Source organism: Sporosarcina sp. FSL K6-1508, from assembly GCF_038007465.1.
Classification (GTDB): Bacteria; Bacillota; Bacilli; order Bacillales_A; family Planococcaceae; genus Sporosarcina; species Sporosarcina psychrophila_B.
The window spans coordinates 892,760-917,915 of sequence record NZ_JBBOXF010000001.1 but is presented as its reverse complement, the minus strand read 5'-3'; the positions used below and the strand labels follow the sequence as shown (position 1 = coordinate 917,915).

Genomic DNA, 25,156 nt, shown 5'->3' with positions numbered 1-25,156 from the left:
ATCTATTCATCCTTGAATTAGTTAACAACTTCTAATAAAGACTTGGCTTTGTTGACCGTCTCCATGAATTCCGCTGTCGGATCTGACGCTTGAACGATGCCTGCTCCTGCCTGAACATAAGCTTTTCCGTCTTTCACGACCATCGTTCGAATCGTCAACGCAAAATCCATATTGCCATTGAAGCCGATATAACCGATTGCTCCCCCGTAAATACCCCGGTCCATTTTCTCCAATTCATCAATCAATTCCATTGCTCGTTTTTTCGGTGTACCTGTTACCGTACCCGCCGGAAGACATGCCGTTAACGCGTCCAATGAATGCAACACGGGAGACAATATTCCCTCTGCTTCCGATACAATATGCATAACATGCTCGTAACGGACGACTTCCATATAACTCGTGACTTGAACCGAATCTGGAAGGCACACTTTTTTCAAGTCATTCCGTCCAAGCTCGACCAACATATCGTGTTCCGAAAGTTCTTTCGGATCCGCCAACAACTCTTTTTCAAGTGCTATATCTTCCGCCTTATCTATACCGCGCCGGCGTGTCCCTGCAATCGGATTCGTCATCACTTTGCCATTCGATACACTCACGATACTTTCCGGGGATGTGCCCACAACGATGTGATCATCAAATTCCATATAATACATATAAGGTGAAGGATTCCGTTTTCTTAGCTTTCGGTATAATGAAAACGGATCACCGTTAAAGTCCGCTACTAAACGTCTAGACAGCACGATTTGCTCTGCTTCTCCTTGCTCGATATACTCTTTTGCACCGCGTACCAAGTCTTCAAACTGTTGTTGCGTGACAGAACAGCTATAATCCGATAGCGCAAAAGCTGACTCTTCTTTTTCTGGTCCGGACAATATACTTTCTGCCAATGCGTCCAAATCAGGCGTACTTTGTTCTGGATTAATTTCTGTATGCAGCAATATCACTTCATTCAACACATGATCGAAAATAATAATGGTTTCATAAATATTGAAATTAACATCCGGGAATCCCATATCATCGTAGGAACGCGTCACCCTGTCGGAACCCGCCCCGTAACCGACGTAGCCGACCGCTCCGCCTGTGAAAGGAAATTCAATATCATCCGTAACTCGCGGCATCAATCGTTTCAACAGCACAAACAAATCGCCCTCGTGTACATATTTCTTGCCCGTAGCATAAACGTGTTCATCAAGTCTTCCATTGCGTCCGCTGTAGGATTTCAGGGGATCCATCCCAAGGAAAGAATATCGCCCAGAACCCTCATGCTTCGAAGAACTTTCTAATAAAAACTTTCGTTGACCCTGCATTCTTCTGAAAATCAATATGGGAGTTAACGAATCCCCATTTAATTTCTTCATTGTCGTCCGTAAACTCGTCTGTTCTCTACTCATCTCAGCTCAACTCTCCTCTTTTTTGGGAATAAAAAAGTCCCCTGCAAAAGGACATAGGAGTCCGATTGCAGAGGACGGAATTTACCGCGTTGCCACCTCTAATTGAAGCATTCCTGCTTCCACTTAGCGTGCCTTAAAGACACATCCCGTAACGTGGGATCTCACGTCCTACTTGAATAATTACTCAAATAGGCTCTCATAAGTCCATTCACACTGGCCGCAAATCGGTTTTCACCACCCACCGACTCTCTATAATCGCGCACCCATGCTACTCTTCTTAATCAATAATTTCTCAGCTATGCTCTTCTCATCTCTTCTATCGTGGGCGGCACCGCTCTCGGTACCTTCTGCCCGTCTCTTAAAAAATGTTATTCCCATCGTAGTACAAGAAGAATTAATTGTCAACCTCTTCTGTTTTATTCATCGATGACTTGAAATCAAGGCATCTTCTTTTTGCGTAATTACAATTTTTCGGCTTTAATGGCAACTCCGGCTTCATGATTTTGAACATTTCCCTTAGACGCGCTACAATGGAGGAAAGAAATTTCTTGGATAGGATGACATAAATGAGAATCAATAAATACTTAAGCGAAGCCGGAATCGTCTCCCGCCGTGGAGCAGATAAGTGGATTGAGGATGGACGCATTACAATTAACGGACTCCCTGCTGAGTTAGGCAGTAAGGTCGAAGCTGGTGACGAAGTTCATGCAGACGGGAAACTTGTGAAGACTGAGGAGCAACTCGTCTATCTCGCACTTAACAAACCCGTTGGCATTACAAGCACGACAGAACGTCATATCAAAGGCAATGTTGTCGACTTCATCAACCATCCGCTGCGTATTTTCCATATCGGACGCCTCGACAAAGACTCGGATGGGCTTCTTCTTCTTACAAATGACGGCGATATCGTCAATGAAATCCTGCGCGAAGAGAATGGCCATGAAAAGGAATATATTGTTACGGTCGATCAGCCAATTACAAAAGAATTCATCAGGCAGATGGAGTCAGGCGTCCCGATTTTAGATACAGTGACAAAACCATGCAAAGTTAAACAACTTGGACCACGTAAATTCAACATGACATTGACGCAAGGTTTAAATCGCCAAATCCGCCGCATGTGTTCTGCACTCGGCTATAATGTACGGAAACTGCAACGAACGCGGATTATGAACATCCATCTAGGTGACCTGCCAAATGGTCAGTGGCGCGACTTGACCAAAGAAGAACTGTCGGAAATGTTCAAGATGTTGAATTATGAACCGAAACGCTGACAAAAGAAAAGCGCAAGGCGCCTGCTAGACACTGTTACTAATCAAAAAAACTGTCCCACACCTATTAACTGGTGTAGGACAGTTTTTCTATTCACTACCTTATACGTCAACCATCTCTAAAAATTGGCGCGTCCGTTCGTTGGTCGAATGGTTGAAGAATGTATGCGGATCTGCGTTTTCAATAATACAGCCTTCGTCCAGCATAACAATCCGGTCTGCTACTTCTTTTGCAAATTTCATTTCATGAGTGACGACGACCATCGTCATTCCATCATTTGCGAGGTCTTGCATTACTTGGAGCACTTCTCCGACAAGTTCGGGGTCAAGCGCTGATGTTGGTTCGTCAAACAAGAGCGCTTTTGGTTCCATCGCGAGTGCACGGGCGATGGCGACACGCTGTTTTTGACCGCCTGATAATTTGCTTGGATAGACGTCTGCTTTATCAGACAAGCCGACTTTTTCCAAGATAACAAGCGCCTCCTTCTCTGCCCGTTCCTTCTTGATCTTTTTGACAATGATGGGTGCCTCCGTTATGTTTTCAAGCACTGTCTTATGTGGGAAAAGATTAAAGTGCTGGAATACCATACCTACTTCGGCACGCACATTCGATAAGTCCTCTTTCTTCAGATCGACTAGTCGTCCATCAATTGTAATTTCACCTTCATTGGGCATTTCAAGGAAGTTCAGACAGCGAAGCAACGTGCTTTTACCTGAGCCGCTGACTCCAATGAGTACGACAACTTCCCCAGCTTCCACGTCAAGGTCGATTCCTTTTAGCACTTCAAGATCGTCGAATGACTTGTGGAGGTTTTTTGTTTTAATCATTTAATTTCCTCCTCATATACTGTCAACATCCAGCTTTTTCTCATACCATTTCAGCAGTGCAGAGAAGATTAGCACGAGTACAAGATAATACACTCCGACGACCAGGAATGTTTCAAAGGGTTGGAATGATGCTGCCGCCTCCCTGTTTGCCAGTCCGAACATTTCCGAAACACCGATAACGTATACAAGTGATGAATCTTTCATGGTAATGATGAACTGATTTCCAAGTGGCGGAATCGCACGGCGAAGCGCTTGCGGAAAAATAATTCTCCGCATTGCTTGCCGACGGTTCATACCAACCGCAAGACTTGCTTCTTCTTGCCCGCGATCAATTCCCTGTATGGCGCCCCGGAAAATTTCCGCGATATAAGCACCATTATGAATACCCAGCGCAATTGCACCGGCCCAGAAATTCGAAAGGATGACGATATTCGTAATTCCGTAATAGAGAAACATGATTTGGACAATCAGCGGAGTCCCCCTGATTAGTGTAATATACAGGTTTGCGATTGCCTGCAAAATTTTTGATTTGGATATTTTCATTAAAGCAAAGATGATACCTAGTGCAGTACCCAGCACGAGGGCAATTGCTGTAATTTCCAAGGTGATAAGTGCTGCCTTTAAAAAACCTGGGTACGTTCGTATGAATACCTCATAAAGTGTTGTAAATATCTCTGGCACTAGTTATTCCCTCTTTCCGTAGTCAAGTCTGTAGAGTCATTCATTCTAAAAGCTCCACACCTTCCAGATCAAGGTCTAGCAGATTCCGATCGAACCATTTCTTCGATATTTCCTCATACGTGCCATCTTCAATTATTTCTTTCAACGCTTTATCAATTGCTTCTCTTAATGCATCATTGTCAGGTCGGACGGCGATGGATGGCTGCTCTACCCATAGCGGCTTTCCGACTTCCTTAATTTTAAAATCATTATCAATTGCTTCATAGCCAACAATATCAGCCGTGATAACCGCATCGAGACGACCTTCTATAGTCAAATCCTTCAGTGCAACAACATCACTGCTGTAATATTGGATATCGTCCGAAAGGGTTTGTGCCGGCTTTTCGTATGTAGATTGAGCCACAACTCCGATCTTTTTGCCTTTCAAATCAGCGTCGGACATTATGTCCGTATTATCTTCCGATACAAAAATCATTCCGCCTGAGTAGTAATAAGGCTCAGTAAAGTTTGCCTGTTTTGCGCGCTCTTTTGTATAAGCCATCGATCCGATGATTGCATCGAACTTTTTACCGATGAGTCCCTGCATGATTGTTTCAAAAGGATTTGTCACAGGGTTTGGTTTTAAACCCATCTTGTCAGCAATCGCCTCACCAATCTCGATATCAAAACCAGTTAATTCCCCTTTTTCCTCAAAGTTAAATGGCTTATAAACGCCGCTTGCGGCAAACGTCAGACTTCCTTTTTTCATAAGTTCATAGCTTCCGTCGCCGTCACTTTTTTCTTCTCCGGCATCCTTCTTGGTCCCGCATGCCGATAATACGAGCATTGAAACAGTCAACAATAGAAATAATGATTTCAACTTCCCCATAATAAAATACTCCCCTTTTTAATCATCCCGAACGTTTTCGGTTTTTTTAGATTACTCTCTATCTCGTACCCTATTCCTTTCCTGCTAAACATAAATATTCACGGAGTATGCATTTCATTGCATACTTGGTAGTTCACTTTGACTGATAACTCGCAAGTATAATAGCAATTCTGTCTAGAATTTCAGGCGTCGTGTCATTCAAATAGTTATTAATCATAATAGAAAACGCAAGTTTTTCTCCGTCTTTTGTTTTAACATAGCCCGACAACGCGGTAACTCCGTTCAATGCTCCCGTTTTGGCTTGGACATTACCCGCTGCCGCTGTCCCTTTCATGCGATTGCGCAATGTCCCTCCAACAAACCGTTCTTCATTTCCCGCTACGGGGAGCGCCTTCTGAAATGCTGGATACCATGGTTTTGTCTGTGCTGTGTAGAGCAGTTTTGTCACTTCATTCGCCGTGACGAGATTTTTATGGGACATACCTGATCCATCGCGAAGTAGCATGTTTTTTGTGTCAACCCCCAGATTAGCGAGCGTACCTTCTACGACTGAAAGCCCTTTATCCCAACTGCCTTCTCCACCCATCGTACGTCCCATCTCTTTGACCAGTACTTCGGCATGTCCGTTATTACTTAATTTCATAAAGGGGATGAATAATTCTTTTAGCGGTATTGATTTTTTTGACGTCAGTAATGTGGCCCCTTTGGAAACTCTTTTACGCTCGACTTTCGGTGTCCCCACAAAAGTAATGCCTTGTTGTTCGATTGCATCCTTGAAAATAGTTGCCGCATAGTCTGTCGGTTCCCAGATCGATGACCAGCTGCGTATTTTTTTTGCGCCTAGCGGAATCGTCCCGGAAACGATGAGAGTATTGGAGCCATGTTGCCGTTCAACTGTAATGCTCTTACTGCCTTTTTTAGCTATTGTTTGCGTCTTGTTGACGATTGTCAGGTAGTTATTCGCCGGTACCATGGCGACTTTCCCCGCTTGTCCCGATTTCTTAGAAGGGGTTACTTCAACGATGACCGTGCCCGCGTCATAATCGTCATTTGGCGACAGTGTCAGTGCGGACACTTGGGAGCCTGTATAATAGGGTTCGTCGGACCAATTCAGATCTTGGGATAGTCTTATGTCATCATACCAAGTGTCATCCCCGTATACGTTTCCAGCGATAGAGCTGATTCCCTTCGCTTTTAACTCGGATACGAATGCCTTCAGATCATTCTGTGTCAACGTCGGGTCGCCTCTCCCTTTTAAATAGAGATTGCCACGCAGTACGCCATCCTTCACTTGTCCATCCATATACAACTCGGTTTTGAACATATGCTCCTCTCCAAGTGTTTCAAGCGCCGCCGCACCTGTCAGTAACTTCATAACGGAGGCGGGATGGACTCGTGTATCGCCTAGATGGGAATAGATAATATTTCCGGTAGATGCCTCACGTATACTCAGCGTAGCTGTCGCACCTTGCAGTCTAGGGTCGTTCAGAATTTCATCAATAGCATGGAAATCATACGGTTCACGGGGGATATCAATTTTAGCAACAGGCACTGCAGTAATGTCCGGGGCGGTAGTATGGTTCTGGTTATCCTTGTCGTTAAATCTATTTACAAACAAGACAATCGTTACAACGACCACTAGTACACCTAACAATTTCAATAGTTGGCTTTTTTTCAAACCGTCTTCGCCTCCCTGGTAGTTAAGTACGTTTTTACTTTGGATGAAACAAACGAAAATGGTTTTCCGATGAATGGAATGGGGGATAAAGGTATAGAGAGAGAAACGGCAGTACACTGATCCATCTCTCATCACTTTTAAAGAGAGGTGTATACGTTGGCTCATAAAGATCTTGAGAACGGCATCCCAACTGCGTTAATTCAAGTATTGAAAGATGGAAAAAAAGAGACGTTCCATGAAATCATCAAGGAATTAAAACCGTTCGATATTGCAAACCAGTATAAACATTTACCTGTGAAACATCGGCCATTATTTTTAGAATTCCTTACATTGGATGAATTAACTGGATTATTACGCCACTTATCACAGGATGATCAGCTTCATGCTTTACGAACAATCGGGCCTGCCCGTTCTACGGATATTTTAGACCTTATGAAAAATGATGACCTTGCCTTCCTGTTATCTGGACTCTCCCAAAATGAGACGGATGCATTAATTGCTGAAATGAAACAAGAAGAAATGGACATCATCCGGCAGATCATGAATTACCCGCAAAAAACTGCCGGTCGTGTAATGACAAATCGTTTCGTATGGATTCATCAATCGTATTCAGTGGAGCGTGCAGTGAAAAAACTGAAGAGTTACTCTGCACTTGCAGAGTACTTGAATTATCTGTATGTCATTGACGATGACAAAAAACTTATCGGTGTTGTCTCTTACCGCGATCTGTTACTTGCAGAACCCAACGCTAAGATAGAAAAAATCATGTCACAGAACGTCGTGAAAGTAGGCGTGCTGACCAAGCAAGAAGAAGTAGCTAAAATTATTGGTCGTTACGATTTCATCTCCATGCCGGTCACTGATGACGAAGGTGTTCTGCTCGGTATCATCACGGTGGATGACGTCCTTGATATTGTCGTCCGGGAAGCAAACGAAGATATTGAAATGCTACTCGCCTCCGGGAAAGCAATTGACTTCAGAACGAAACCGTTAGTCGCTGCCCGAAGACGTTTGCCATGGCTAATTTTACTGCTATTCATTGGACTTGTTTCCGGCAGCATTATCTCTCGTTTTGAAGCGACGCTTGAGGCCGTTGTCGCGCTCGCCTTCTTCATGCCTATGATTGCCGGCATGACCGGAAATACTGGAACACAATCACTTGCTGTCGTCGTGCGTGGCCTTGTTTCTGAAGATCTTGATACGAAAAAAATGTTAAAACTTATTTTCCGAGAACTGTTAGTCGGCATTATTATCGGTATTGTATGTTCCGTTGTTATTTCGATTATTGCTTATACTTGGCAAGGCAGTTTTGTACTTGGCCTTGTTGTCGGCTCTTCTTTACTTATCACACTTATTATCGGAACGCTGGCGGGGACTATCATTCCGCTTATCTTGCACAAATTCAAAGTAGATCCTGCAGTTGCATCGGGTCCGCTTATTACTACCATCAACGATATATTGTCGCTTTTGATTTATTTCGGAATTGCGACGATGTTCATTTCAAAATTGATGTAAAACGATGAGGAAGCGACTTTACTCGATTGGGTGAAGTCGCTCCTTTTTAAATTGTTACGAAAGTGGCTAAACTTCCTATTTACAATAACGCACTAGCCATCCATCAGGGCCTCCAGAAATGTCTGTTCCTCGCCACCCATCTTCTAAAAGATCTTGCTGAGATTTAGTATCTTGCATTGGGATGAATTGCTCTTCTTTCCGCTCTTCCCCTTCTCTATGAAGTTGTTTTACAAAAACATAACGCAACAATCCGCCATACTTCTTTTTTAACGCGGCTATTTCCATCTGCTGTGCAAACTTGTCCTTTAAACTTGCAATATTGAATGGTGCCACTGTCGCGCAGACATATTTATAGTCCTCTTTTCTCAATTGCTCCATTAAAACTTCCGCCATAATCTTTTGCAAGCGATGTCCACGATACCGAGGGGATACATTCGATATTTCCTGGTAAATGACAGAGCCCAATTCTGTTGAATCGAGTCCCACATCTGAACCGAGATGTTCTTCATCCGCACCTGGCACAAGTAGCGCACGGAATGCAACAAGCCAGCCATCTGCAAATACTCCTACCATCTTACCGCCGCCGGTCAAAATATATTCATACTCTTTTTTTGACAGTGAAGATAATGAACTTGGATTATCAAGGACATGGAGTATTTCTTTTTGTACATGTAAAATCGCCTCAAGATCTTCCAAATACAATCTTCGTATATAAAACGGGTGACCTTCTTTCAACGAACCACTATAAAGAACGTCCATCTACTTGCTCCTCCATTTCGTTAAATAAAAAATCGATATGCTATACTAAATAAAGAGATGACTGAATAGCGGGACTATTTATGACAAAATTGAAAAATATTGGCCAGATTGGCATACCTATAAATGATATCGATCGGGCTATTTCATTTTATAAAGATTTGCTTGAACTACCACTTTTATTCAACACGGATACAATGGCTTTCTTCGACTGCGATGACGTCCGTTTAATGCTTAGTCTGCCCGAAACAGAACAATTCACAAACGCAAGTTCAGTCCTTTATTTTCAAGTAGATGACATCAAACAAAGCTATAGTCAGATGAAAGAAAAAGGAGTTTCATTTATCGATAAACCGCATATCGTCGCAAAAATGGACTCCACAGAAACGTGGATGGTGTTTTTCAATGATACTGAGGGGAATACGCATGCGCTGATGAGTGAAATAGCAGTATAACTATTTAATGAAATATACTACTCACTTATTCCACGTCTGTTGATTAACCATTTTCTTAAATAAGATAATAATAAGGTCTTCATTTAGACTAGTACGTTTCCGCCTCACTTTTGGCTAAATAATCACGACAGTTTCACCGAGAGACAAGAGTGGTTACAACGTTCAAGTAAAAATTGCAGTTGCTTGGGAAAGAAGAATAACGGATGATCTTCATTTTCATTTCAGCCATTTTTTGGAACTAATTTATAAAGTGAAACTTCAATCGGGATGGGGGGTTTTGCCCGTTACTATGGGGTTAACAACAAAGTGTTTCACATGAAACATTGTTACTATTGTGGCCAGCAAAGTAACTTTTTATTTTCCAAATAAAAAGCATCACTCCATAAAAGAGTGATGCTTTTCCGAGCAAAAATAGCACTGACAACGACAGTACTACTCTGTTTATTAATATGAAATTCCTACACGAAAACCGATATTATTGCCTTGCAGTAGTTCATCGTAAGCAAAAGCAGCTGTATCACCAACGGATATTTGTTTACCGTCCTCTGGCAACAAGTCGCGCTCAGTTCTGTAGTCACCCACTGCCACACCATCCGGTAAATAAGTAGGGCAGACAATTGTCCACTCAAGCCCCGATTGACGCAGCATGTCATACACTTTATGGTGCTCCTCCGCCGCAAAAGTTAGCCGGCGATTTGTATCTCCAGCTTCATAACGCAGTTTTTCGGGATTAATCTTACTTTGCAAGATGCCCGCTGTCCCAATTGTGACTAGCCGATTAATTCCTGTATCCTCCATCGCTCTTATCATATGAGGAACTGCCTCAGTCAACGTTGTTGTCTGGTCTGTACCTAACGAACTGAATACAACGTCCATTCCAGCAACGGCATTCGAAACTGCTACAACATCACGGACATCACCTTGGATAATCGTTAACCTATCATGTCGTTCCAATTTCTCAGGTGAACGGACAAGTACCGTCACTTCATGCCCTTCTACCAATGCTAATTTTAGGACTTCTCCACCTACGCGCCCTGTTGCTCCAAACAATGCGATTTTCATAAGAAACATCTCCATTCTATAAATAACTTTCTCATTTTATTAATAAATAAACGCCCGTAAATAGTAAAATGCCATATGTGAAAATCCGAAAGGTCTTTTGACTGATATGACGGAATAGTAGTTGTCCTAGATACAATCCAGCAAATACTAGCGGCAGTGCCATTCCGATTGAGGTCCAGATACCTTTAGTTGTACCAACAAAAAGCACTTGAATGAGTAGACTAACGGAATAAATGAATAAATAAAACGCGAGTGTCGTTGCACGTAATGTTTCTTTTTGCATAGCAGTTCCTGCAAAGTAGAGTAAAAGCGGCGGACCTGGCATGCCAATTCCTGTCGTCAATGTACCGGATAATCCGCCAACAACAAAGTCCCCACGTTTAGTTCTCTTAATTCGAAGGTTCAGGACAAGCAGCAGTGTTAGCAAAAGAAGAACAATGCCTATGCCCGTTTTCAATTTGTTGATATCCGCCGAAATGAACAAAATGATACCAATTGGCAGTCCAGATAAGCTCCCGATTATCAACTTTTTTAATAGGTCTGTGTCCACATCTTTACGTATTTTGGCAATAAGTGCGCTTGAAATAACAAGCGACAAAACTAGGTTTATCTGAATGGCCTCCATCGGATTGAAAATCATGAGTAGAAAAGGTGTCGCCATGATCGAAAAACCAAATCCTGTACTTGTCTGTAAAATGGATGCAAAAAGTATAATGCTAATAAATATGAAAATTGTCATTCTAACACCGCTTTCTCTATCACTTCAAGTGTATCAGATTAATTGTAACGCGATATATGCTCAGTCGTACACGCTATATGTTTGGTTGGCAAGCTTATATGAGCGGTCTCTCATGCTATTTGATCGGTTGGCAAGTTTATATGAGCGGTCTCTCATGCTATTTGATCGGTTGGCAAGTTTATATGAGCGATCTCTCATGCTATTTGATCGGTTGGCAAGCTTATATGAGCGGTCTCTCATGCTATTTGATCGGTTGGCAAGCTTATAGCTTATATGCTAGCTACCCGATCAAATAGCCCCCACTATAAAAATAGAAAAAGGGTTACCCTCAATTGGGCAACCCTTTTTCTATTTGTTTACTAAACCAACTTCTCAACAAACTCGCGCATCGTGCCGTTCTTCGCTAAATTTGTATGCCATGAAAATGCTTTTTCCAAGACATGCGGGGTTTGACCGCCTCTTTCAAGCGCCTCTTTGTAGTACGCGCGAAGTTGTCCGCGGTACGTCGGATGTGCGCAACGTTCAATGATGAGTTCAACACGTTCCCTTGGTGCAAGCCCGCGTAAATCTGCATAGCCTTGCTCTGTCACGATAATATCAACGTCATGCTCAGTGTGGTCAACGTGCGAAACAAACGGAACGATACTTGAAATATTACCGCCTTTTGCCGTTGACTTTGTTACGAAAATAGCGAGGCGTGCATTGCGAGCAAAGTCACCCGAACCACCGATGCCATTCATCATTTTCGTTCCTGAAACATGCGTCGAGTTGACATTTCCATAGATATCCAATTCAAGTGCTGTATTGATGGAAATCAAGCCTAGACGGCGGATGATTTCTGGATGATTCGAAATTTCCTGCGGGCGCATGATAATTTTGTCTCGGTATTGTTCAAAATTATTAAAGACTTGATCCATCTTCTTTTCGGATAATGTAATCGAAGCGCAAGAAGCAAATCGGACTTTTCCTGCATCAATCAAATCAAACACAGAATCCTGCAGTACTTCTGAATACACTTCTAAATCCTTGAACTCTGAGTTGATCATTCCGTGAAGAACTGCATTCGCTACCGATCCAATTCCTGACTGTAATGGTGCCAGACGTTCAGTCAATCGCCCCGCTTGAACCTCAGTACGAAGGAATGTTAATAAATGCTCTGCCATAATTTCTGTTTCTTGATCAGGCGCTACAATCGTAGAAGGAGAATCCAGTTGATCTGTGAAGACGATTCCTTTTACCTTTTTCATGTCAATAGGAATTCCAATCGTACCAATACGGTCATCTACATTCATTAACTGAATCGGCGACCTTTCACCCTGTTTACCCGGATCGTATAAATCATGCAGCCCTTCCAATTGCGTAGACTGCGCCATATTAATTTCTATAATAATTGCTTTTGCATGTTGCGCGAACGTCAATGAGTTACCGACCGAGGTCGTTGGAATAATCATTCCGTCTTCCGTTATTGAAACCGCTTCCAAAATTGCAAAGTCAATTGGCTCGACAACTTCAGCACGAATAAGTTCCGCGGTATGCGACAAATGATGATCCACAAACAGAAGCTCACCGTCATTAATTTTTTTCCGCATCGTCGGATCAGCTTGAAACGGTAATCTTTTATGTATAATGTCTGCTTCAGCAAACAGTCGATCGATGTCAGACCCTAATGAGGCGCCTGTAAAAACATTTACTTTGAACGCTTCCGTTTCTGCACGTTTCACCAATGCCAGTGGAACGGCTTTCGCGTCACCCGCGCGTGTAAACCCGCTTAATCCAAGCGTCATACCGTCTTTAATCCAAGATGCCGCTTCTTCCGGCGGGACAACGACATCCCTCAACTGAACATTTTTAATTCGATCCATATGAGTTTCCATCCACAGATGCCTCTTTTCATAACTTTTAGTTAATTTTAACGTAAGCTCTTACATGTAGGAGGAATTAGGTGTTGGATAAGGAATTTTCGGGTAAAGTACTTAAATACTTGATTGGAGCAGCATGATTCAAGTACTCTCCGACAAAATGGTGATCGTATTTTGAATTATGCTTGCGTGCATGTTTGATCTAAGGGTGCAACAGAGAGGGATTGAACAGCCTCCCTCCTTATTGCCTCAGGATGCGGTGAGTTTAGTCCGCTTTCGCAGATTCAAGTTAAAACCCAAGGAGCTTACGAAAGTAACTGGAATACGATTGACTGACCGGAATCCTTGTTCCATTATCCATTTCCAAGACAAAAGTCGAGTGCATATCAGGATAAATCCCCTTTATATGGTGGACATTTACGATAAAGGAGCGATGGCATCGTACAAATGACTCGCGGGGCAACAAATATTCAAATTCTTGTAAAGTGTTCTTGTGGGTCCCTAAAAAGCCCTCTGCCACAACATATGTTTTCCGTTCTTTCACTTCGACATATTTTACGCTCTCAAAAGGGACAGGAATCCATCCGTCATATGTCTTAACAGTAACAACAGATTTCCCATCTGTGTAGGCCGGGTATATCGCAGTTACACAGCCCTCCAGTTTTCCATCATGATAAAATGGAACAGCCATACCATGATAAGGGACACCGAACACATCGCGATTGATGAACTCGGACACTTTTTGTTTCTGAGTAATTGCCTTCTGTGCAATCGTCCCTTCTTTTACCGGATCGCCCGGTCTAATTTTCAAATCGACCCGCTTGCTGGGAAGATAATAGAGGTACTCTTCCGTATTCGATACGACTATAGAGATCTCATCTGAAAACACTTCACCAATCACATCTAAAAGTGCACTAAGGCTTAAATTTTCCATCTTTATGACTCCTTGTATATTCATTTCACGATTTAATTTTTTCGTTCTCTCTATTATACTAGATATTTTTTTATATGAATTTATAATTAATCACTAGTGTTGCATTAAAATATATTCAATATAAAAAGTTCCCGAAATGTTCACTAACTTTATTTTCTGCATAAAAAAATTCCTTTATAATGGATAAAGTCAGGTGGTAACCCGTCCAAATCCACTAAAAAAGGAACTACTCATGGACAAGATTACACGAAAAACTTCATTTGGACAATGGTTTTCACCTATTAATATTCAATTAGTTGAAGAAAACGTGAAAACAATGAGATTAGATGCTTATACGAAGAAACTTACGACAGATTCATTCTTAAAATTACTGCTTTTTGCACAGCTTCATGAAACGGAAAGTCTGCACGCGCTGAGTGATTGTCTTTTTAATAAACATCTTCAAGTCAGCACAAACCTTGATTCTATAAGCGTTTCTCAATTATCCCGCAGGCTCAATGGAATGAATCCCGTGCTATTTCAACAACTTTTTCTTGATTTAGTCGCGCAAATTCATCAAAAAACAAATTATGCCAAAATCACTATGCCTTTAAAAATCATTGATTCGAGCACATTGCCACTCAATTTAACCAATCACCGATGGGCTAAATTCCGCAAAACGAAAGCTGGGGTAAAGCTTCATTTACGTCTTGTGTTTATGGAAAAAGGAACGTCCTATCCTGAAAAAGCTGTGCTTACAACAGCGAATGAACATGATCGTAATCAGCTTGAAGTCATGGTTGATGACAAGGAATGCATGTATGTTTTCGACCGTGGATATTTAGATTACGAACGTTTCGATCGCATGACAGATGACGGCTACTTTTTCTTATCCAGACTACGTAAAAATGCAGTAATCCATGAATGTGAAGACTTCCAATTGCCAGAAGGCACAACGGTATTATCGGATCAAGCGGTGTTGATTGGTACAACTCAAAATCGTGCTGAAAACATCTTTCGCTTACTCAAAGTAATAGACTCGAAAGGGAATGAACTACAACTCATCACCAATCGGTTTGACCTGAGTGCAGACGAAATCTCCGAGATGTACAAATCACGCTGGGCAATTGAACTGTTTTTTAAATGGATCAAACAACATTTGAACATCAAAAAGTTCTATGGTCAAAGCGAATGGGCCATTCATAATCAGGTATATATCGCACTCATCGTATATTGCTTGAATGTGTTGGTGCAAATAAAGACACGGAGTAAACATAAAATCTTGAAAATTAGTCGCTATTTAAAGGCTTCTCTTTGGAAACCTGCACATATTTGGATTCGTAAAATCAAAGGGACAGCAGTCCCGTAACAACTAAACTGTCGTTGCCGCAAATGTCTAATTGTAAATAAAAACCAAATGGACGGACCACCTTTATTGGAGTGTATATCTTTTTGGCTCAACGCCGTAAAAATAAATAGTAAGAATTTTAAATCATTTTTTTATGCAACACTAGTGATAATTAATTAATTTAAAAATAAAAGTAGAAACCATTTTAGAGGCAATACGCATCATTAACTTAGAAATATTGTTGTATAATTAGTTGTACTGCTTTCCAAGTTTTGATTATACTAATAGTATCATAGATTAAAAATTGTGATAATACAGACACTTATTGAATGAGGAGGAATAATTATGCATGTAAGAGACCTGCTAATGGAGAGACTAGGAGTCGCTACTGTAAATAGCAATCAAACTGTAGGTGAAGCACTGGATGCCATCAATGCGAGCGGGTACAGATGTATTCCGGTTGTAGACAGTGAAGACAACTATAAAGGTATGATTTATAAAGTCCACTTGATTGAATATCTTTATGAAGAAAATGGTGAGAAAAGCGAGCGAATTGATCATCTGCTGATGCATCAGGATATATTTATAACAGAGCGTTCTTCTTTTTTAACTGCACTCATCCAAATTAAGGCCTTGCCTTTTTTAAGTGTTGTCGAGCATGGCAAACTTGTCGGGATTTTAACGCATAACAAAGTTGAAAGTGTACTAGGAGATGCCTTCGGATTAAAAACGGGGGGTATCAATCTTACAATATCTTCAACTGAAGCTAAAGGTATGATTGAAAAGTTGACGAAAACGTTACGTGGCGAACATATCGAAGGAATGTTCACGTTGGATAACGGCTCTGTCCTTGCTCGAAGAGTAGTTCTCACTCTTGAGGGTGGTAAGACTGATGCTGAAATCGATAAGTTGAAAGAAAAACTTGAAAAAGAAGGCTTTCGAATTTTGCAGGTCGATAAAATTGAAAAGAGAAACTGAAGAAGAGGAGATTTCCTCTTCTTTTTTCTTACATTTTAAAATTCAGCCTAACTCCTCTAGATCCTTCACCAATCCTTGAATCAAGAGCCTTTTCTTGTTAAGCTCTTCCTCCGCTTCGGATATAAGTTTCAGCTCGCAATTCAAACTATTTAAAACGCCCTCTATTAATTGTTCAGAACCGCAGCCGTCATTTCTTTTAATTTCAAAGATGGCCTGAATATCTTTTAACGACAATCCCATCGACTGCATTTCTTTTATAGCATAAAAGTCATTCTGATCTTTATCCGTGTAATCCCTTGTTCCATTTATCCAAACCGGCCGCATTAGATCAAGTTCTTCATAATGCCGAACTGTATCTTTTGTCGTTTTTATCTGCTTAATAAAATCGCTAATTCTAATTTTCACACATCTCCCCACAATTATTTAACTAACTTTTGACATAACGCGGCCTGCCTTCACAATTCATTTGACTCTCTATCTGTCTATTATCTAAAAAAGCGAGGACATATTACAGCATATGCGCCTCGCTCTATAATTTCTTTAAATAACTTTCGTATCCGGTTCAGGTACCCGCGAGAGAATAATGATTCCGATAATAAACAGGATAATAAGGCTGAAGACCCCATACGCAGAACTTCCTGTTAGCTGGGCGGTCACCCCTACAAGCAATGGCCCCATAACCGATGCAAATTTGCCGAAAATGTTATAGAAGCCAAAAAATTCATTGGACTTTTCTTTCGGCACAAGCCTCGCAAAATATGAACGGCTAAGTGCCTGAATACCGCCTTGTGACGTGGCAACAAGCATTGCTAATACCCAGAAATCCATTGTCGATTTCATGAAGAACGCATAAATGCAAACAATGATATAAACACAGATCCCCACGTATAGCATCTTTTTTCCTGTGAACTTCTGGGCCAATTTACCGTAAAGAATTGCGAAAGGCGCCGCCACAACCTGCGTGACAAACAAGATAATTAGAAGATTCGTTGCGCTAATCCCTAAATCAGTCCCGTACGCTGTGGACATTGAAATGATCGTTCCAACTCCATCTATATAGAAGAAATAAGCCAACAGAAATAAAAATACTGTCCGGTATTTCCGAATCTCTTTAAATGTACCGCCTAGACGCCTAAAACCACTAGTCAGCAAATTCGGTTCACGCTTAATACCATGAATTTGATGTACATTTTTGAGCATTGGAATTGTGAACACGAACCACCAAGTCGCTGTAATAACAAAGGCTATCCTGCTGGCAGTTGATGTTGCAAGAGGGATAATTTCGTTATCAGCCAAAAGAATGATCGCAATACTAATAATGAATGGAATCGTGCTCCCGATATACCCTAACCCAAAGCCCCGTGCAGATATCTTATTCATCCGCTCTTCCGGCGTGACGTCAACTAAAAATGCATCGTAAAATATATTAGCCCCGTGAAAACCTACGGCGGTAATCGTGTAAATAATCAATAACCATAACCAGTTGCCACTCGGTACGAATGCCAGAGAAACTGTAGCGGCTGTCCCCATCAGGAAAAAGAATAGAAAGAACTTTTTCTTTAATCCTTCATAGTCCGCAATCGTTCCTAAAAGAGGGCCAATCAGCGCCAGTATGAACGTCGCAATGGCAACCGTATACCCCAAATACGCAGTCGAATTCGACATACTCACACCGGCATCCGTCGCAACCGCCTTATAGTACAGCGGAAACACCGCAGTCGTAATAATAATCGAATACGCAGAGTTCGCCCAATCATAGAAAATCCAGCTGTTCTCCTCTTTACTATACCTTTTCACACTTTCATTCCCCCTTCACTCCATACGTACAGTGTACAATAAGGGACATTGAAAAATAAGGAAAAATCAAAATTTTACAATTGCAGCAACCCTATTACTCTGCAATAAATACATATGTGGACAACGGTTTAATTGCATGATTCTTTTGCGCCTCTTCTAATAAAATCACTTCGGATTGAATAAGCAATTTTAGTTTATCAGGCAAATTAATAAGGTACTTAATCTCCTCTTTGTAATCAGCAACCGTCATGGCAATTTCCCATTCAGCATCTTGCAACTGAGGCGAATGGATTGATTGTTCATTAGTAATCGTCCAATCCGCCCTTTCCGCAATACGCCTAACATCTGTTGGCGTAAATAATGTACGCACATTCGAGAGACTGCTTTCTTTGAAACACTCATATTGGGATTGAATGAGCACAGCTAAGAAATGTGGATATTGTTCAATCATTTCAATTCTTGAGTCCCATTCGGCAAAACATAAGCTCTTACCCCATTTTTTAATCTTTGTTAGCATTGCTTCCAATTCCTCAAATGATTTTAAATACCAGGAGCAATGCGAGAAAACAATATAGTCAAAACTATTTTTCGGGAAATCAATTTCTGCCGATAAAATGTCTATGTCGAACTCCATCTTTAGCTGTTTCCCTAACGTTGATCTCTGTAAGTAATGTGCGGAATCCCCAAGTGTTAAGGGGGCCCCGTAATCGGAAGACGCAATATCTATACCATGGACGAACCCTTCTTTCCCAACAGCATACGCTAAGGCAGCCGTCGTATCACCTTGCCCACAACCAATTTCTAACACGCGGCTTCCTTCTTTGATTCCCCAGAACTCTACAAGCTTAAGACGATGCTCCGTCTGAACTCGTTGAATATCCCTCATATTCAAGTCTTCATTGGACGCCATACATTCTACAATGGTTCCTATCGTAAAATCACTCATTTAGACACCTCATTTTTATGTAAAGTATTTAGTGAAATACCGTTCATACAAATACCTTTCTAACACTTCATTTCGAGGAAACTGCTTATTTCCCCTTTATTTGAATTTAAAATTCTGCTACATTATTTATCCTATTTTTCGTTTGTTATTAAATAGTTATAGATCTCCAACCCTATATCCGCCAGTATCTGTTTTGACTGTAAATCATCTACTTCTTTTGATAAAACAGAGGCAATCAATTTTCGTTGGCCTACGTAAAAGATTCCTACATCATGGCGAACACTCGGTATCCATCCGGTTTTGTTAGCCAAATCCCATCTAACTTCCCCATTCATAAGAGCTGAATATGGAGAAGGTAGTTTTTCTGGCAGACAGTCTCTAATTTGCTGTTTTTTCATAATCTCAATCATTTGCACCCCCGCATAGGCCGATACCATTCTTCCTGTCACAATTTCTTTTAACAGTTTGGCCATATCTAGAGCCGTAACCTGATTGATGCCTTTCGTTATAATGGATTGTGTCATCAGTTTATTATAAAATGTACTCTTTTCCATGCCAGCCTCTCTCATCGTTTGTTGAATGTCTTCAACCCCGATGAGATCAATAAGAATATTCGTTGCTGTATTATCACTTTGTATAATCATCAAAGTGATGAGGTCATATAAGGTCAAAGAGGTTCCCGGTGTCAAATGTTGAAGTACACCCGAACCGCCGACAAAATCTTCTTTTTCCAATAAAATCTGATCACTCAATTTCATAGATTCTCTTTGAATAGCGGAGAAAACGGCCGCCATAATTGGCACCTTAATCACACTAGCCGCATAAAACACTTCATTGCCATTCCAAATCCACTTGTCATGTAAATCCAAATCCTCTAGAACGATTCCCCACGTACCTGTCGTGTTTTCTATCAAATCCTGGATTATAGTTGAAAGATTTTTCATGCTCGAATCCTCCTAGTTTGACGACATATGTTGAACAAATGAATACGACGTATGCGTTTTACAAGGGCTTTTGGGAGGCCGCTGAAAAAGTATCAAGATTAGAACTCCTACCAATACCGCTTCGACGCTTTGTGGATGCCTCCCGCGATAAGCCAGAAAGAAGATCCCTTTCAGTCTTATCGCCCCAGCTACCACGAAGACGCGCCTGCGCTGGATGGTCTATTTGAGAAAGCGCATTTCATTAGCTGTGATGAAATCTGCAACCTGGAGTGCGTCTTTCTTGACTATAAGTAGTATCAACTAGTGATCACTTATAATCTCGACATATATATCTCGAAATCACATTTCTCTCAATAATAAACACCCTAGCGCAGGCGCGGCAAAGGGGTCGCGGAAGGCATCCCCAAAGCGCCAAGCGATCTACAATCCTCACCCCGAATTACAACTCTCTCATTAGTGAGCACCACAGCAGATTCTAATGGGATTCTTTAATTCAACATACATAGTTGTAAAACTTTTAAAAATACTTATGCTTTCGATATTGTGTTCATGATAGAGTTGTTTTGAGTTGTTTTTCTGTCACTTCATTCACGGTTGAATCTTGATGGTCATATATCTTTTATAAATTTAAGAGGCGGGCGGTTCATATCCAACAGTTAATTTTACTGCAACAAGTTATCGATTATGTGGAGAATCATATTAAAGATGACATTAAAGCTGAGGACCTAGCGAAAATGGTTGGCTATTCTCCTTATCACTTTTATAGGATTTTTGATAAACATATTGGTTATACGATTATGGATTATGTCTTAAAAAGAAAGCTACAATACGCGTTATATGAATTAGTAAAGGGTGGAAAGATTATTCAAATCGCTTTGGAATATGGATTTGAAACGCATTCCGGTTTTACAAGAGCCTTCAAGAAATGTTTTGGTAGCCCTCCAAGCCTATACAGACTCCACTGCCCACTATCCTTACCTCAGAAAATTGATCTATTGAGTCTCGATCAAAAAAAGGTAGGCGGCATTGTTATGCAACCTAAAATTGTTCAGAAGCAAGCCTTTACAATTGCAGGTAAAACATTTGAAAGTGCTATTGAAAACATCTGTTATACAAGAGACGCCCCTGCCTTTTGGGACCAAAGAATTTCCCCAGATGAATCCATCGAACGAATGCTGTACGAAGCATTATCTCCCAAAAAACATGGTGAGTATTGTATAAATTTAAGCAGTACAGAAATAGAAGACAGATTTACTTATTTATTCGCAGTAAATTACGATCAAGATGTTCAACTGCCCGTCGGACTGACAAAGTTGCAAATAACAGATGCAACTTATGCGGTTTTTAGGACTCCACTCGTTAAAGTAGAGCAGTTTGTCTCTTCCATCAAAGGAACTTGGCACTATATTTTGGAAGACTGGTTACCTCAATCTTTTTATGAAGTCGATGAAACAGGCTTTGACTTTGAATATTATGACGAACGCTGTCATGACTGGGAGTACGAAAAAATCTATATGGAAATCTACCTACCGATAAAAGTAAGACAAAAGGGGTGAACAATTCACCCTCTAGATTTATTCAAAATTATTTTATATAGAAACAATACTGGAGTTAATAAAATTGCACTAACAATGAGTGCGATTTTTATTGTAAAGGTTGACGCTACAACTCCAATTATCGGACCTCCTCCAATTTGACCAATGGCATCCACTTGGCCTTTTACCGAAAAGAACGTTGCCCGTGTAGAGGAATCAGGAATAATTTTATTAAGCCAAATGTCTTCTAATGGATACATGACTTGCCTTGTTACTTGGATAATCACATAAAAGATTAGCAAGCTGATCACGTAAGTTGAGTACGCAAAACCAATTAATGAAATGACGATTAGAAAACTTGCTACAAAAAGAACAACGTAGATGCGTCTTAAATTCTGGTGGATTGCACTTCGATTCAAAAAGTGGAGTGCTGCAAAGGAAACGAGCACGACAATAAATTGAATGCCCCCCATTATCACGACTAATTTTTCATCCGTTAACGTTGATATATTTGAGCCTTCAAAAAAATGTGAGATCCATAAACGGTCAAAACCTTCGCTATAAAATCCAACGACTAAAGCGATAAGGAATAGCATTCGCATGATGAAACTAGCTTTAGAATGGAAAACAATTTTGCCCATATTTCCCTTCATACTCTCCCATGTAGATATTCTTTCTTCTTTATCTAATGGTTTAAAGTTTTCTTCTTTCATGAAAATCATTAAATAGACGGCCAATCCAACCATGCATAGCCCACCGATAATGATTGGCAAGTTAATCATGAAAAAGCCCATAGCAATACTTAGCGGAATTGCTATGACTTGGCCGAGGTTTCCAGCCTTTGCTCCTTTTATAAATGCCTGCGAAGCACGTTCCTCCCCTATTTCATCCGCAATCCAGGCTTGCTGAGAGCCACTAGTAAAGGTATAGCCAATCCCCCATGCGATTTGAGCCACTAGCACCGTTACAAAATAGGGAAATACCCCTTCAATTAAAAAACCGATTCCTATTAAAATATACCCAATTATTATAGATAACTTCCGGCTTTTCAAATCCGAAACAACTCCAGTTGGAATCTCAAAAAGAAAAACGGATAGCTCCAAAACAGTCCCTATTAACACGAGTTGTAGCGGATCAAGCTTTACAGTTTGCACATGATACAACAGGTTCACCGTAAATATAAATGTGAAAAACAATTGCGATAAGAAGCATGTAAAAATGTAAACTCGATATGGATCTGTTGTTTTTAATCTGTTCATTTTCTATCCCCCTTAAGTTGAGTATAGTAAGGTAGATAGAACTTTTCTTGTCCAAATTTGCGGTAAAGGGCCAATAATATGTCCCTTGTTTAGCAATCGCGTTAAGTCGGACGATATGTATGTTATAGTAAAAGCACAACTGAATAACGTGTAGAAATTAGGTGCTTTTTTACGTTTGTATGAAAGCTTAAATGGGAAGTTCGGTGAAAAACCGACGCTGTCCCGCAACTGTAAATGGGAGCAATCTTTTTAATTCCACTGTTACTAATTCGTAATGGGAAGGGAAAAGAACGCGATGATCATGAGCCAGGAGACCTGCCTATTTCAGTACACACCAATACCCTACGCGGATAGGAGGTGTTAAGTGCGGCTATGATCGAGCAATTACTTGTAAAAGCCGCCGTACGAGAAAACGTAATCGGAAAGAAACACAGGAGGAATCCATTCCTCTTCTTTCGCTATGCTTTCAATAGTGTTCTTCTGGTTATGAATTATTCGTTACGGCAACAAGCGACCATACAAATTTACGCATACTAGCATCTTCCTTACGAGTAACGAGGAAGATGCTTTTTTTATTTCCATAATAGAAAGGGATTTTAGCCAATGGAACTTGGAACAAAAGAATATTACCTGGACGCATTCAAACATGTCTTAATGACAAACCTCATCATAAGCGAATCACAATCACTGTCTTCAACCTATTCTTATTACGAAGATCAGATTGGAAAAATAACGACTATAAACGAAGAGGTAAAAAAACTTTATTCATGTAACCTCCAAAAAGCATTCGATGAAATCAAACACGAAGTAATCGGTTCACCAGAAGATTAAGCTAAAAAAACAACCAGTAACTAACTGAATCCAACACTATATATGTTGAACAAATGAATACAGCGTATACGCTTTACAAGGGATTTTGGGAGGCCACTGAAAAAGCCTTAGTACTTAGAGCAAATTAGAATTCCTGCTAATACCGCTTCGACGCTTTGTGGATGCCTCCCGCGATAAGCCGGAAAGGAGAGCACTTTCAGTCTTATCGCTCCGGCTACCACGAAGTCGCGCCTTCGCTGGGTGGTCTATGTTGAGAAATTGCATTTCGTTTTTGTGGATGAGACCTGTAACCTGGAGTGCCATAAATAGATTGAATGTGATCAACGATTGTTCCAATACATGAGGAATGAATTAGAAATTCTGCTAATACCGCTTCGACGCTTTGTGGATGCCTCCCGCGATAAGCCAGAAAGAAGATCCCTTTCAGTCTTATCGCTCCGGCTACCACGAAGACGCGCCTTCGCTGGATGGTCTGTGTGAGAAAGCGCATTTTATTAGCTGTGAAGAAATCCGCAACCTAGATTGCGGATTTCTTGACTATAATTATATATGTTGAATCCGGTATATATACTGAGCGAAGGCGCCTTAACAGGGGTAGCCAACCGAACAACGAAGAGTTCGGTTTGTATAATCTCTGCGTTCTTTGCAGAAATTATACAGTTAATGTCAAGAAGTTATTCCAGATAGGTTAAAGAAAACCTCATCTGGCTTATGGCAGGAGGCATCCCCTAGCGTCGTAGCGGTTCAATGGAATTCTTTATTTCAATTTATATAGTATCAAATAGTAATCACCTTACAATCTCACCATATACATCTCAAAATGACAGTTCTCTCGATAATGAACAACCTAGCGAAAGGCATCCCCAAAGCGCCAAACGTTCTACAATCCACATCCCGAATTACAACTCTCTTCTTATTGAGCACCGCAGCAGATTCAATAGGATTCTTTAATTCAACATATATAGGCACTTCTTGTACAATTACTTTGGGATTGCTTGGATTGAACGACCTCTATATGATTACCGAGATGTCTTGATGTGTAGGGATGCGACAGGCAACTATTCGCAACAGGATTAACTAGGAGCAATGAACTGCAATTCCTAGCCACACACTTGCCTCTCGGTAAAGATGTCATGAACAGTTCGCCGAAAGCGAACCGGAAATGATCAGGTAAAAAAGGCATCAAAAAAAGCGTGACAGTCATAATAGACTTTCCACGCTTTTAACGTATTTACAGCTCCTGATAATTCCTCTGATGTGTCCCGCCATCTTTTACATCCGCATGATACAATGCTTTCAACGCGAAACTCTTCTCTAAGTCAAGCTCAGCCATTATCTGTTTCAGACGTTTCGCTAGCTCCTTATCATTCTTTACAAGCTGCTCCATTTTCGTTCTTGAATATTTCAAAATCTGATTCCTCCCCCGTACTAAATTTGTCTTTACAGTATACCACCTATTTAAGGTCATTCGCCCAATTCAGATTTGCTATACTAAAGGTATTAGC

At 40.9% G+C, this 25,156-nt stretch carries 23 protein-coding genes, 1 riboswitch and 1 other annotated feature; of the genes, 7 read left to right on the top strand and 16 right to left on the bottom strand.

The window, feature by feature from the left end; genetic code table 11:
• Positions 1 to 17: 17 nt before the first annotated feature.
• On the bottom strand, positions 18 to 1,391 hold the full coding sequence (locus MKZ11_RS04245; protein WP_340792776.1) for an anthranilate synthase component I family protein: 1,374 nt from the start codon (positions 1,389 to 1,391) through the stop codon (positions 18 to 20).
• Between the two features lie 67 nt (positions 1,392 to 1,458).
• Positions 1,459 to 1,685, bottom strand: a binding site (T-box leader).
• Positions 1,686 to 1,957: 272 nt separating this feature from the next.
• Between MKZ11_RS04245 and rluF the strand changes: the two genes are divergently transcribed.
• Positions 1,958 to 2,662: a 23S rRNA pseudouridine(2604) synthase RluF gene (rluF, locus tag MKZ11_RS04240; RefSeq protein WP_340792775.1), complete on the top strand. Its 705-nt coding sequence runs from the start codon at positions 1,958 to 1,960 to the stop codon at positions 2,660 to 2,662.
• A gap of 99 nt (positions 2,663 to 2,761) precedes the next feature.
• Here rluF and MKZ11_RS04235 read toward each other — a convergent pair whose 3' ends face one another.
• The 4 genes from MKZ11_RS04235 to dacB form a co-directional block, all read right to left on the bottom strand.
• Entirely contained in the window at positions 2,762 to 3,487 is a 726-nt protein-coding gene (locus tag MKZ11_RS04235; RefSeq protein WP_340792774.1) for an amino acid ABC transporter ATP-binding protein, read from the bottom strand.
• Between the two features lie 12 nt (positions 3,488 to 3,499).
• Positions 3,500 to 4,168 carry an amino acid ABC transporter permease gene (locus MKZ11_RS04230; RefSeq protein WP_340792773.1) on the bottom strand — a complete coding sequence of 223 codons (669 nt, stop codon included), beginning with the start codon at positions 4,166 to 4,168 and terminating at the stop codon, positions 3,500 to 3,502.
• A 40-nt stretch (positions 4,169 to 4,208) separates the two neighbouring features.
• A complete protein-coding gene (locus tag MKZ11_RS04225; RefSeq protein WP_340792772.1) occupies positions 4,209 to 5,036 on the bottom strand; it encodes a transporter substrate-binding domain-containing protein in 828 nt (275 codons plus the stop codon).
• Positions 5,037 to 5,169: 133 nt separating this feature from the next.
• Positions 5,170 to 6,714 carry a D-alanyl-D-alanine carboxypeptidase/D-alanyl-D-alanine endopeptidase gene (gene dacB / locus MKZ11_RS04220; RefSeq protein WP_340792771.1) on the bottom strand — a complete coding sequence of 515 codons (1,545 nt, stop codon included), beginning with the start codon at positions 6,712 to 6,714 and terminating at the stop codon, positions 5,170 to 5,172.
• Between the two features lie 156 nt (positions 6,715 to 6,870).
• Here dacB and mgtE point away from each other — a divergent pair, with 156 nt between their 5' ends.
• Complete coding sequence (gene mgtE / locus MKZ11_RS04215; protein ID WP_340792770.1) at positions 6,871 to 8,229, top strand: magnesium transporter; 1,359 nt, start codon at positions 6,871 to 6,873, stop codon at positions 8,227 to 8,229.
• 75 nt (positions 8,230 to 8,304) lie between these two features.
• Here mgtE and MKZ11_RS04210 read toward each other — a convergent pair whose 3' ends face one another.
• Complete coding sequence (locus MKZ11_RS04210; protein ID WP_340792769.1) at positions 8,305 to 8,988, bottom strand: GNAT family N-acetyltransferase; 684 nt, start codon at positions 8,986 to 8,988, stop codon at positions 8,305 to 8,307.
• 80 nt (positions 8,989 to 9,068) lie between these two features.
• Here MKZ11_RS04210 and MKZ11_RS04205 point away from each other — a divergent pair, with 80 nt between their 5' ends.
• Entirely contained in the window at positions 9,069 to 9,440 is a 372-nt protein-coding gene (locus MKZ11_RS04205) for a VOC family protein (RefSeq protein WP_340792768.1), read from the top strand.
• A 444-nt stretch (positions 9,441 to 9,884) separates the two neighbouring features.
• Here the strand turns inward: MKZ11_RS04205 and MKZ11_RS04200 are convergent, their stop codons facing one another.
• The 4 genes from MKZ11_RS04200 to MKZ11_RS04185 all read right to left on the bottom strand — a co-directional run bounded on the left by MKZ11_RS04200 (position 9,885) and on the right by MKZ11_RS04185 (position 14,034).
• Positions 9,885 to 10,502 carry an NAD(P)-dependent oxidoreductase gene (locus MKZ11_RS04200; protein WP_340792767.1) on the bottom strand — a complete coding sequence of 206 codons (618 nt, stop codon included), beginning with the start codon at positions 10,500 to 10,502 and terminating at the stop codon, positions 9,885 to 9,887.
• Between the two features lie 31 nt (positions 10,503 to 10,533).
• Complete coding sequence (locus MKZ11_RS04195) at positions 10,534 to 11,241, bottom strand: sulfite exporter TauE/SafE family protein (protein WP_338654321.1); 708 nt, start codon at positions 11,239 to 11,241, stop codon at positions 10,534 to 10,536.
• Positions 11,242 to 11,600: 359 nt separating this feature from the next.
• Positions 11,601 to 13,115 (bottom strand): acetyl-CoA hydrolase/transferase family protein, encoded by a 1,515-nt coding sequence (locus tag MKZ11_RS04190; RefSeq protein WP_340792766.1) that lies wholly within the window; start codon positions 13,113 to 13,115, stop codon positions 11,601 to 11,603.
• 274 nt (positions 13,116 to 13,389) lie between these two features.
• The gene (locus MKZ11_RS04185; protein WP_340792765.1) at positions 13,390 to 14,034 is read right to left on the bottom strand and encodes a LytTR family DNA-binding domain-containing protein; all 645 of its coding nucleotides are present in this window, start codon (positions 14,032 to 14,034) and stop codon (positions 13,390 to 13,392) included.
• 232 nt (positions 14,035 to 14,266) lie between these two features.
• Here MKZ11_RS04185 and MKZ11_RS04180 point away from each other — a divergent pair, with 232 nt between their 5' ends.
• Together MKZ11_RS04180 and MKZ11_RS04175 are read left to right on the top strand one after the other, a co-directional pair.
• Positions 14,267 to 15,382, top strand: a complete 1,116-nt coding sequence (locus tag MKZ11_RS04180; RefSeq protein WP_340792764.1) for an IS4 family transposase — start codon at positions 14,267 to 14,269, stop codon at positions 15,380 to 15,382.
• Positions 15,383 to 15,706: 324 nt separating this feature from the next.
• Positions 15,707 to 16,339 carry a CBS domain-containing protein gene (locus MKZ11_RS04175; protein ID WP_340792763.1) on the top strand — a complete coding sequence of 211 codons (633 nt, stop codon included), beginning with the start codon at positions 15,707 to 15,709 and terminating at the stop codon, positions 16,337 to 16,339.
• A gap of 42 nt (positions 16,340 to 16,381) precedes the next feature.
• Here MKZ11_RS04175 and MKZ11_RS04170 read toward each other — a convergent pair whose 3' ends face one another.
• The 4 genes from MKZ11_RS04170 to MKZ11_RS04155 form a co-directional block, all read right to left on the bottom strand.
• Entirely contained in the window at positions 16,382 to 16,744 is a 363-nt protein-coding gene (locus tag MKZ11_RS04170) for a helix-turn-helix domain-containing protein (protein ID WP_340792762.1), read from the bottom strand.
• Positions 16,745 to 16,879: 135 nt separating this feature from the next.
• Positions 16,880 to 18,136 (bottom strand): MFS transporter, encoded by a 1,257-nt coding sequence (locus tag MKZ11_RS04165; protein ID WP_340792761.1) that lies wholly within the window; start codon positions 18,134 to 18,136, stop codon positions 16,880 to 16,882.
• A gap of 94 nt (positions 18,137 to 18,230) precedes the next feature.
• Entirely contained in the window at positions 18,231 to 19,082 is an 852-nt protein-coding gene (locus tag MKZ11_RS04160) for a class I SAM-dependent methyltransferase (protein ID WP_340792760.1), read from the bottom strand.
• 131 nt (positions 19,083 to 19,213) lie between these two features.
• On the bottom strand, positions 19,214 to 20,026 hold the full coding sequence (locus MKZ11_RS04155; RefSeq protein WP_340792759.1) for a serine hydrolase: 813 nt from the start codon (positions 20,024 to 20,026) through the stop codon (positions 19,214 to 19,216).
• Between the two features lie 686 nt (positions 20,027 to 20,712).
• Between MKZ11_RS04155 and MKZ11_RS04150 the strand changes: the two genes are divergently transcribed.
• Positions 20,713 to 21,582, top strand: coding sequence for an AraC family transcriptional regulator (locus MKZ11_RS04150; RefSeq protein WP_340792758.1), 870 nt, complete (start codon positions 20,713 to 20,715; stop codon positions 21,580 to 21,582).
• 5 nt (positions 21,583 to 21,587) lie between these two features.
• Here MKZ11_RS04150 and MKZ11_RS04145 read toward each other — a convergent pair whose 3' ends face one another.
• Positions 21,588 to 22,820: an MFS transporter gene (locus MKZ11_RS04145; protein ID WP_340792757.1), complete on the bottom strand. Its 1,233-nt coding sequence runs from the start codon at positions 22,818 to 22,820 to the stop codon at positions 21,588 to 21,590.
• 142 nt (positions 22,821 to 22,962) lie between these two features.
• Positions 22,963 to 23,157, top strand: a riboswitch (cobalamin riboswitch).
• A 266-nt stretch (positions 23,158 to 23,423) separates the two neighbouring features.
• On the opposite strand from MKZ11_RS04145, the gene MKZ11_RS04140 reads away from it, so the two are divergent.
• Complete coding sequence (locus MKZ11_RS04140; protein ID WP_340792756.1) at positions 23,424 to 23,651, top strand: hypothetical protein; 228 nt, start codon at positions 23,424 to 23,426, stop codon at positions 23,649 to 23,651.
• Positions 23,652 to 24,882: 1,231 nt separating this feature from the next.
• On the opposite strand, the gene MKZ11_RS04135 is transcribed toward MKZ11_RS04140, so the two are convergent.
• The gene (locus tag MKZ11_RS04135; RefSeq protein ID WP_340792755.1) at positions 24,883 to 25,059 is read right to left on the bottom strand and encodes a hypothetical protein; all 177 of its coding nucleotides are present in this window, start codon (positions 25,057 to 25,059) and stop codon (positions 24,883 to 24,885) included.
• Positions 25,060 to 25,156 lie beyond the last annotated feature (97 nt).

Bases quoted from the DNA above. Each gene is read 5' to 3' on its own strand.
- MKZ11_RS04225 (WP_340792772.1), bottom strand. From the start codon at position 5,036: ATGGGGAAGTTGAAATCATTATTTCTATTGTTGACTGTTTCAATGCTC.
- MKZ11_RS04185 (WP_340792765.1), bottom strand. From the start codon at position 14,034: ATGGAAAATTTAAGCCTTAGTGCACTTTTAGATGTGATTGGTGAAGTG.
- MKZ11_RS04200 (WP_340792767.1), bottom strand. From the start codon at position 10,502: ATGAAAATCGCATTGTTTGGAGCAACAGGGCGCGTAGGTGGAGAAGTC.
- MKZ11_RS04140 (WP_340792756.1), top strand. From the start codon at position 23,424: ATGGAACTTGGAACAAAAGAATATTACCTGGACGCATTCAAACATGTC.
- MKZ11_RS04210 (WP_340792769.1), bottom strand. From the start codon at position 8,988: ATGGACGTTCTTTATAGTGGTTCGTTGAAAGAAGGTCACCCGTTTTAT.
- MKZ11_RS04175 (WP_340792763.1), top strand. From the start codon at position 15,707: ATGCATGTAAGAGACCTGCTAATGGAGAGACTAGGAGTCGCTACTGTA.
- rluF (WP_340792775.1), top strand. From the start codon at position 1,958: ATGAGAATCAATAAATACTTAAGCGAAGCCGGAATCGTCTCCCGCCGT.
- MKZ11_RS04145 (WP_340792757.1), bottom strand. From the start codon at position 22,820: ATGAACAGATTAAAAACAACAGATCCATATCGAGTTTACATTTTTACA.
- MKZ11_RS04245 (WP_340792776.1), bottom strand. From the start codon at position 1,391: ATGAGTAGAGAACAGACGAGTTTACGGACGACAATGAAGAAATTAAAT.
- MKZ11_RS04205 (WP_340792768.1), top strand. From the start codon at position 9,069: ATGACAAAATTGAAAAATATTGGCCAGATTGGCATACCTATAAATGAT.
- MKZ11_RS04195 (WP_338654321.1), bottom strand. From the start codon at position 11,241: ATGACAATTTTCATATTTATTAGCATTATACTTTTTGCATCCATTTTA.
- MKZ11_RS04155 (WP_340792759.1), bottom strand. From the start codon at position 20,026: ATGAAAAATCTTTCAACTATAATCCAGGATTTGATAGAAAACACGACA.
- MKZ11_RS04235 (WP_340792774.1), bottom strand. From the start codon at position 3,487: ATGATTAAAACAAAAAACCTCCACAAGTCATTCGACGATCTTGAAGTG.
- MKZ11_RS04160 (WP_340792760.1), bottom strand. From the start codon at position 19,082: ATGAGTGATTTTACGATAGGAACCATTGTAGAATGTATGGCGTCCAAT.
- MKZ11_RS04180 (WP_340792764.1), top strand. From the start codon at position 14,267: ATGGACAAGATTACACGAAAAACTTCATTTGGACAATGGTTTTCACCT.
- MKZ11_RS04190 (WP_340792766.1), bottom strand. From the start codon at position 13,115: ATGGAAACTCATATGGATCGAATTAAAAATGTTCAGTTGAGGGATGTC.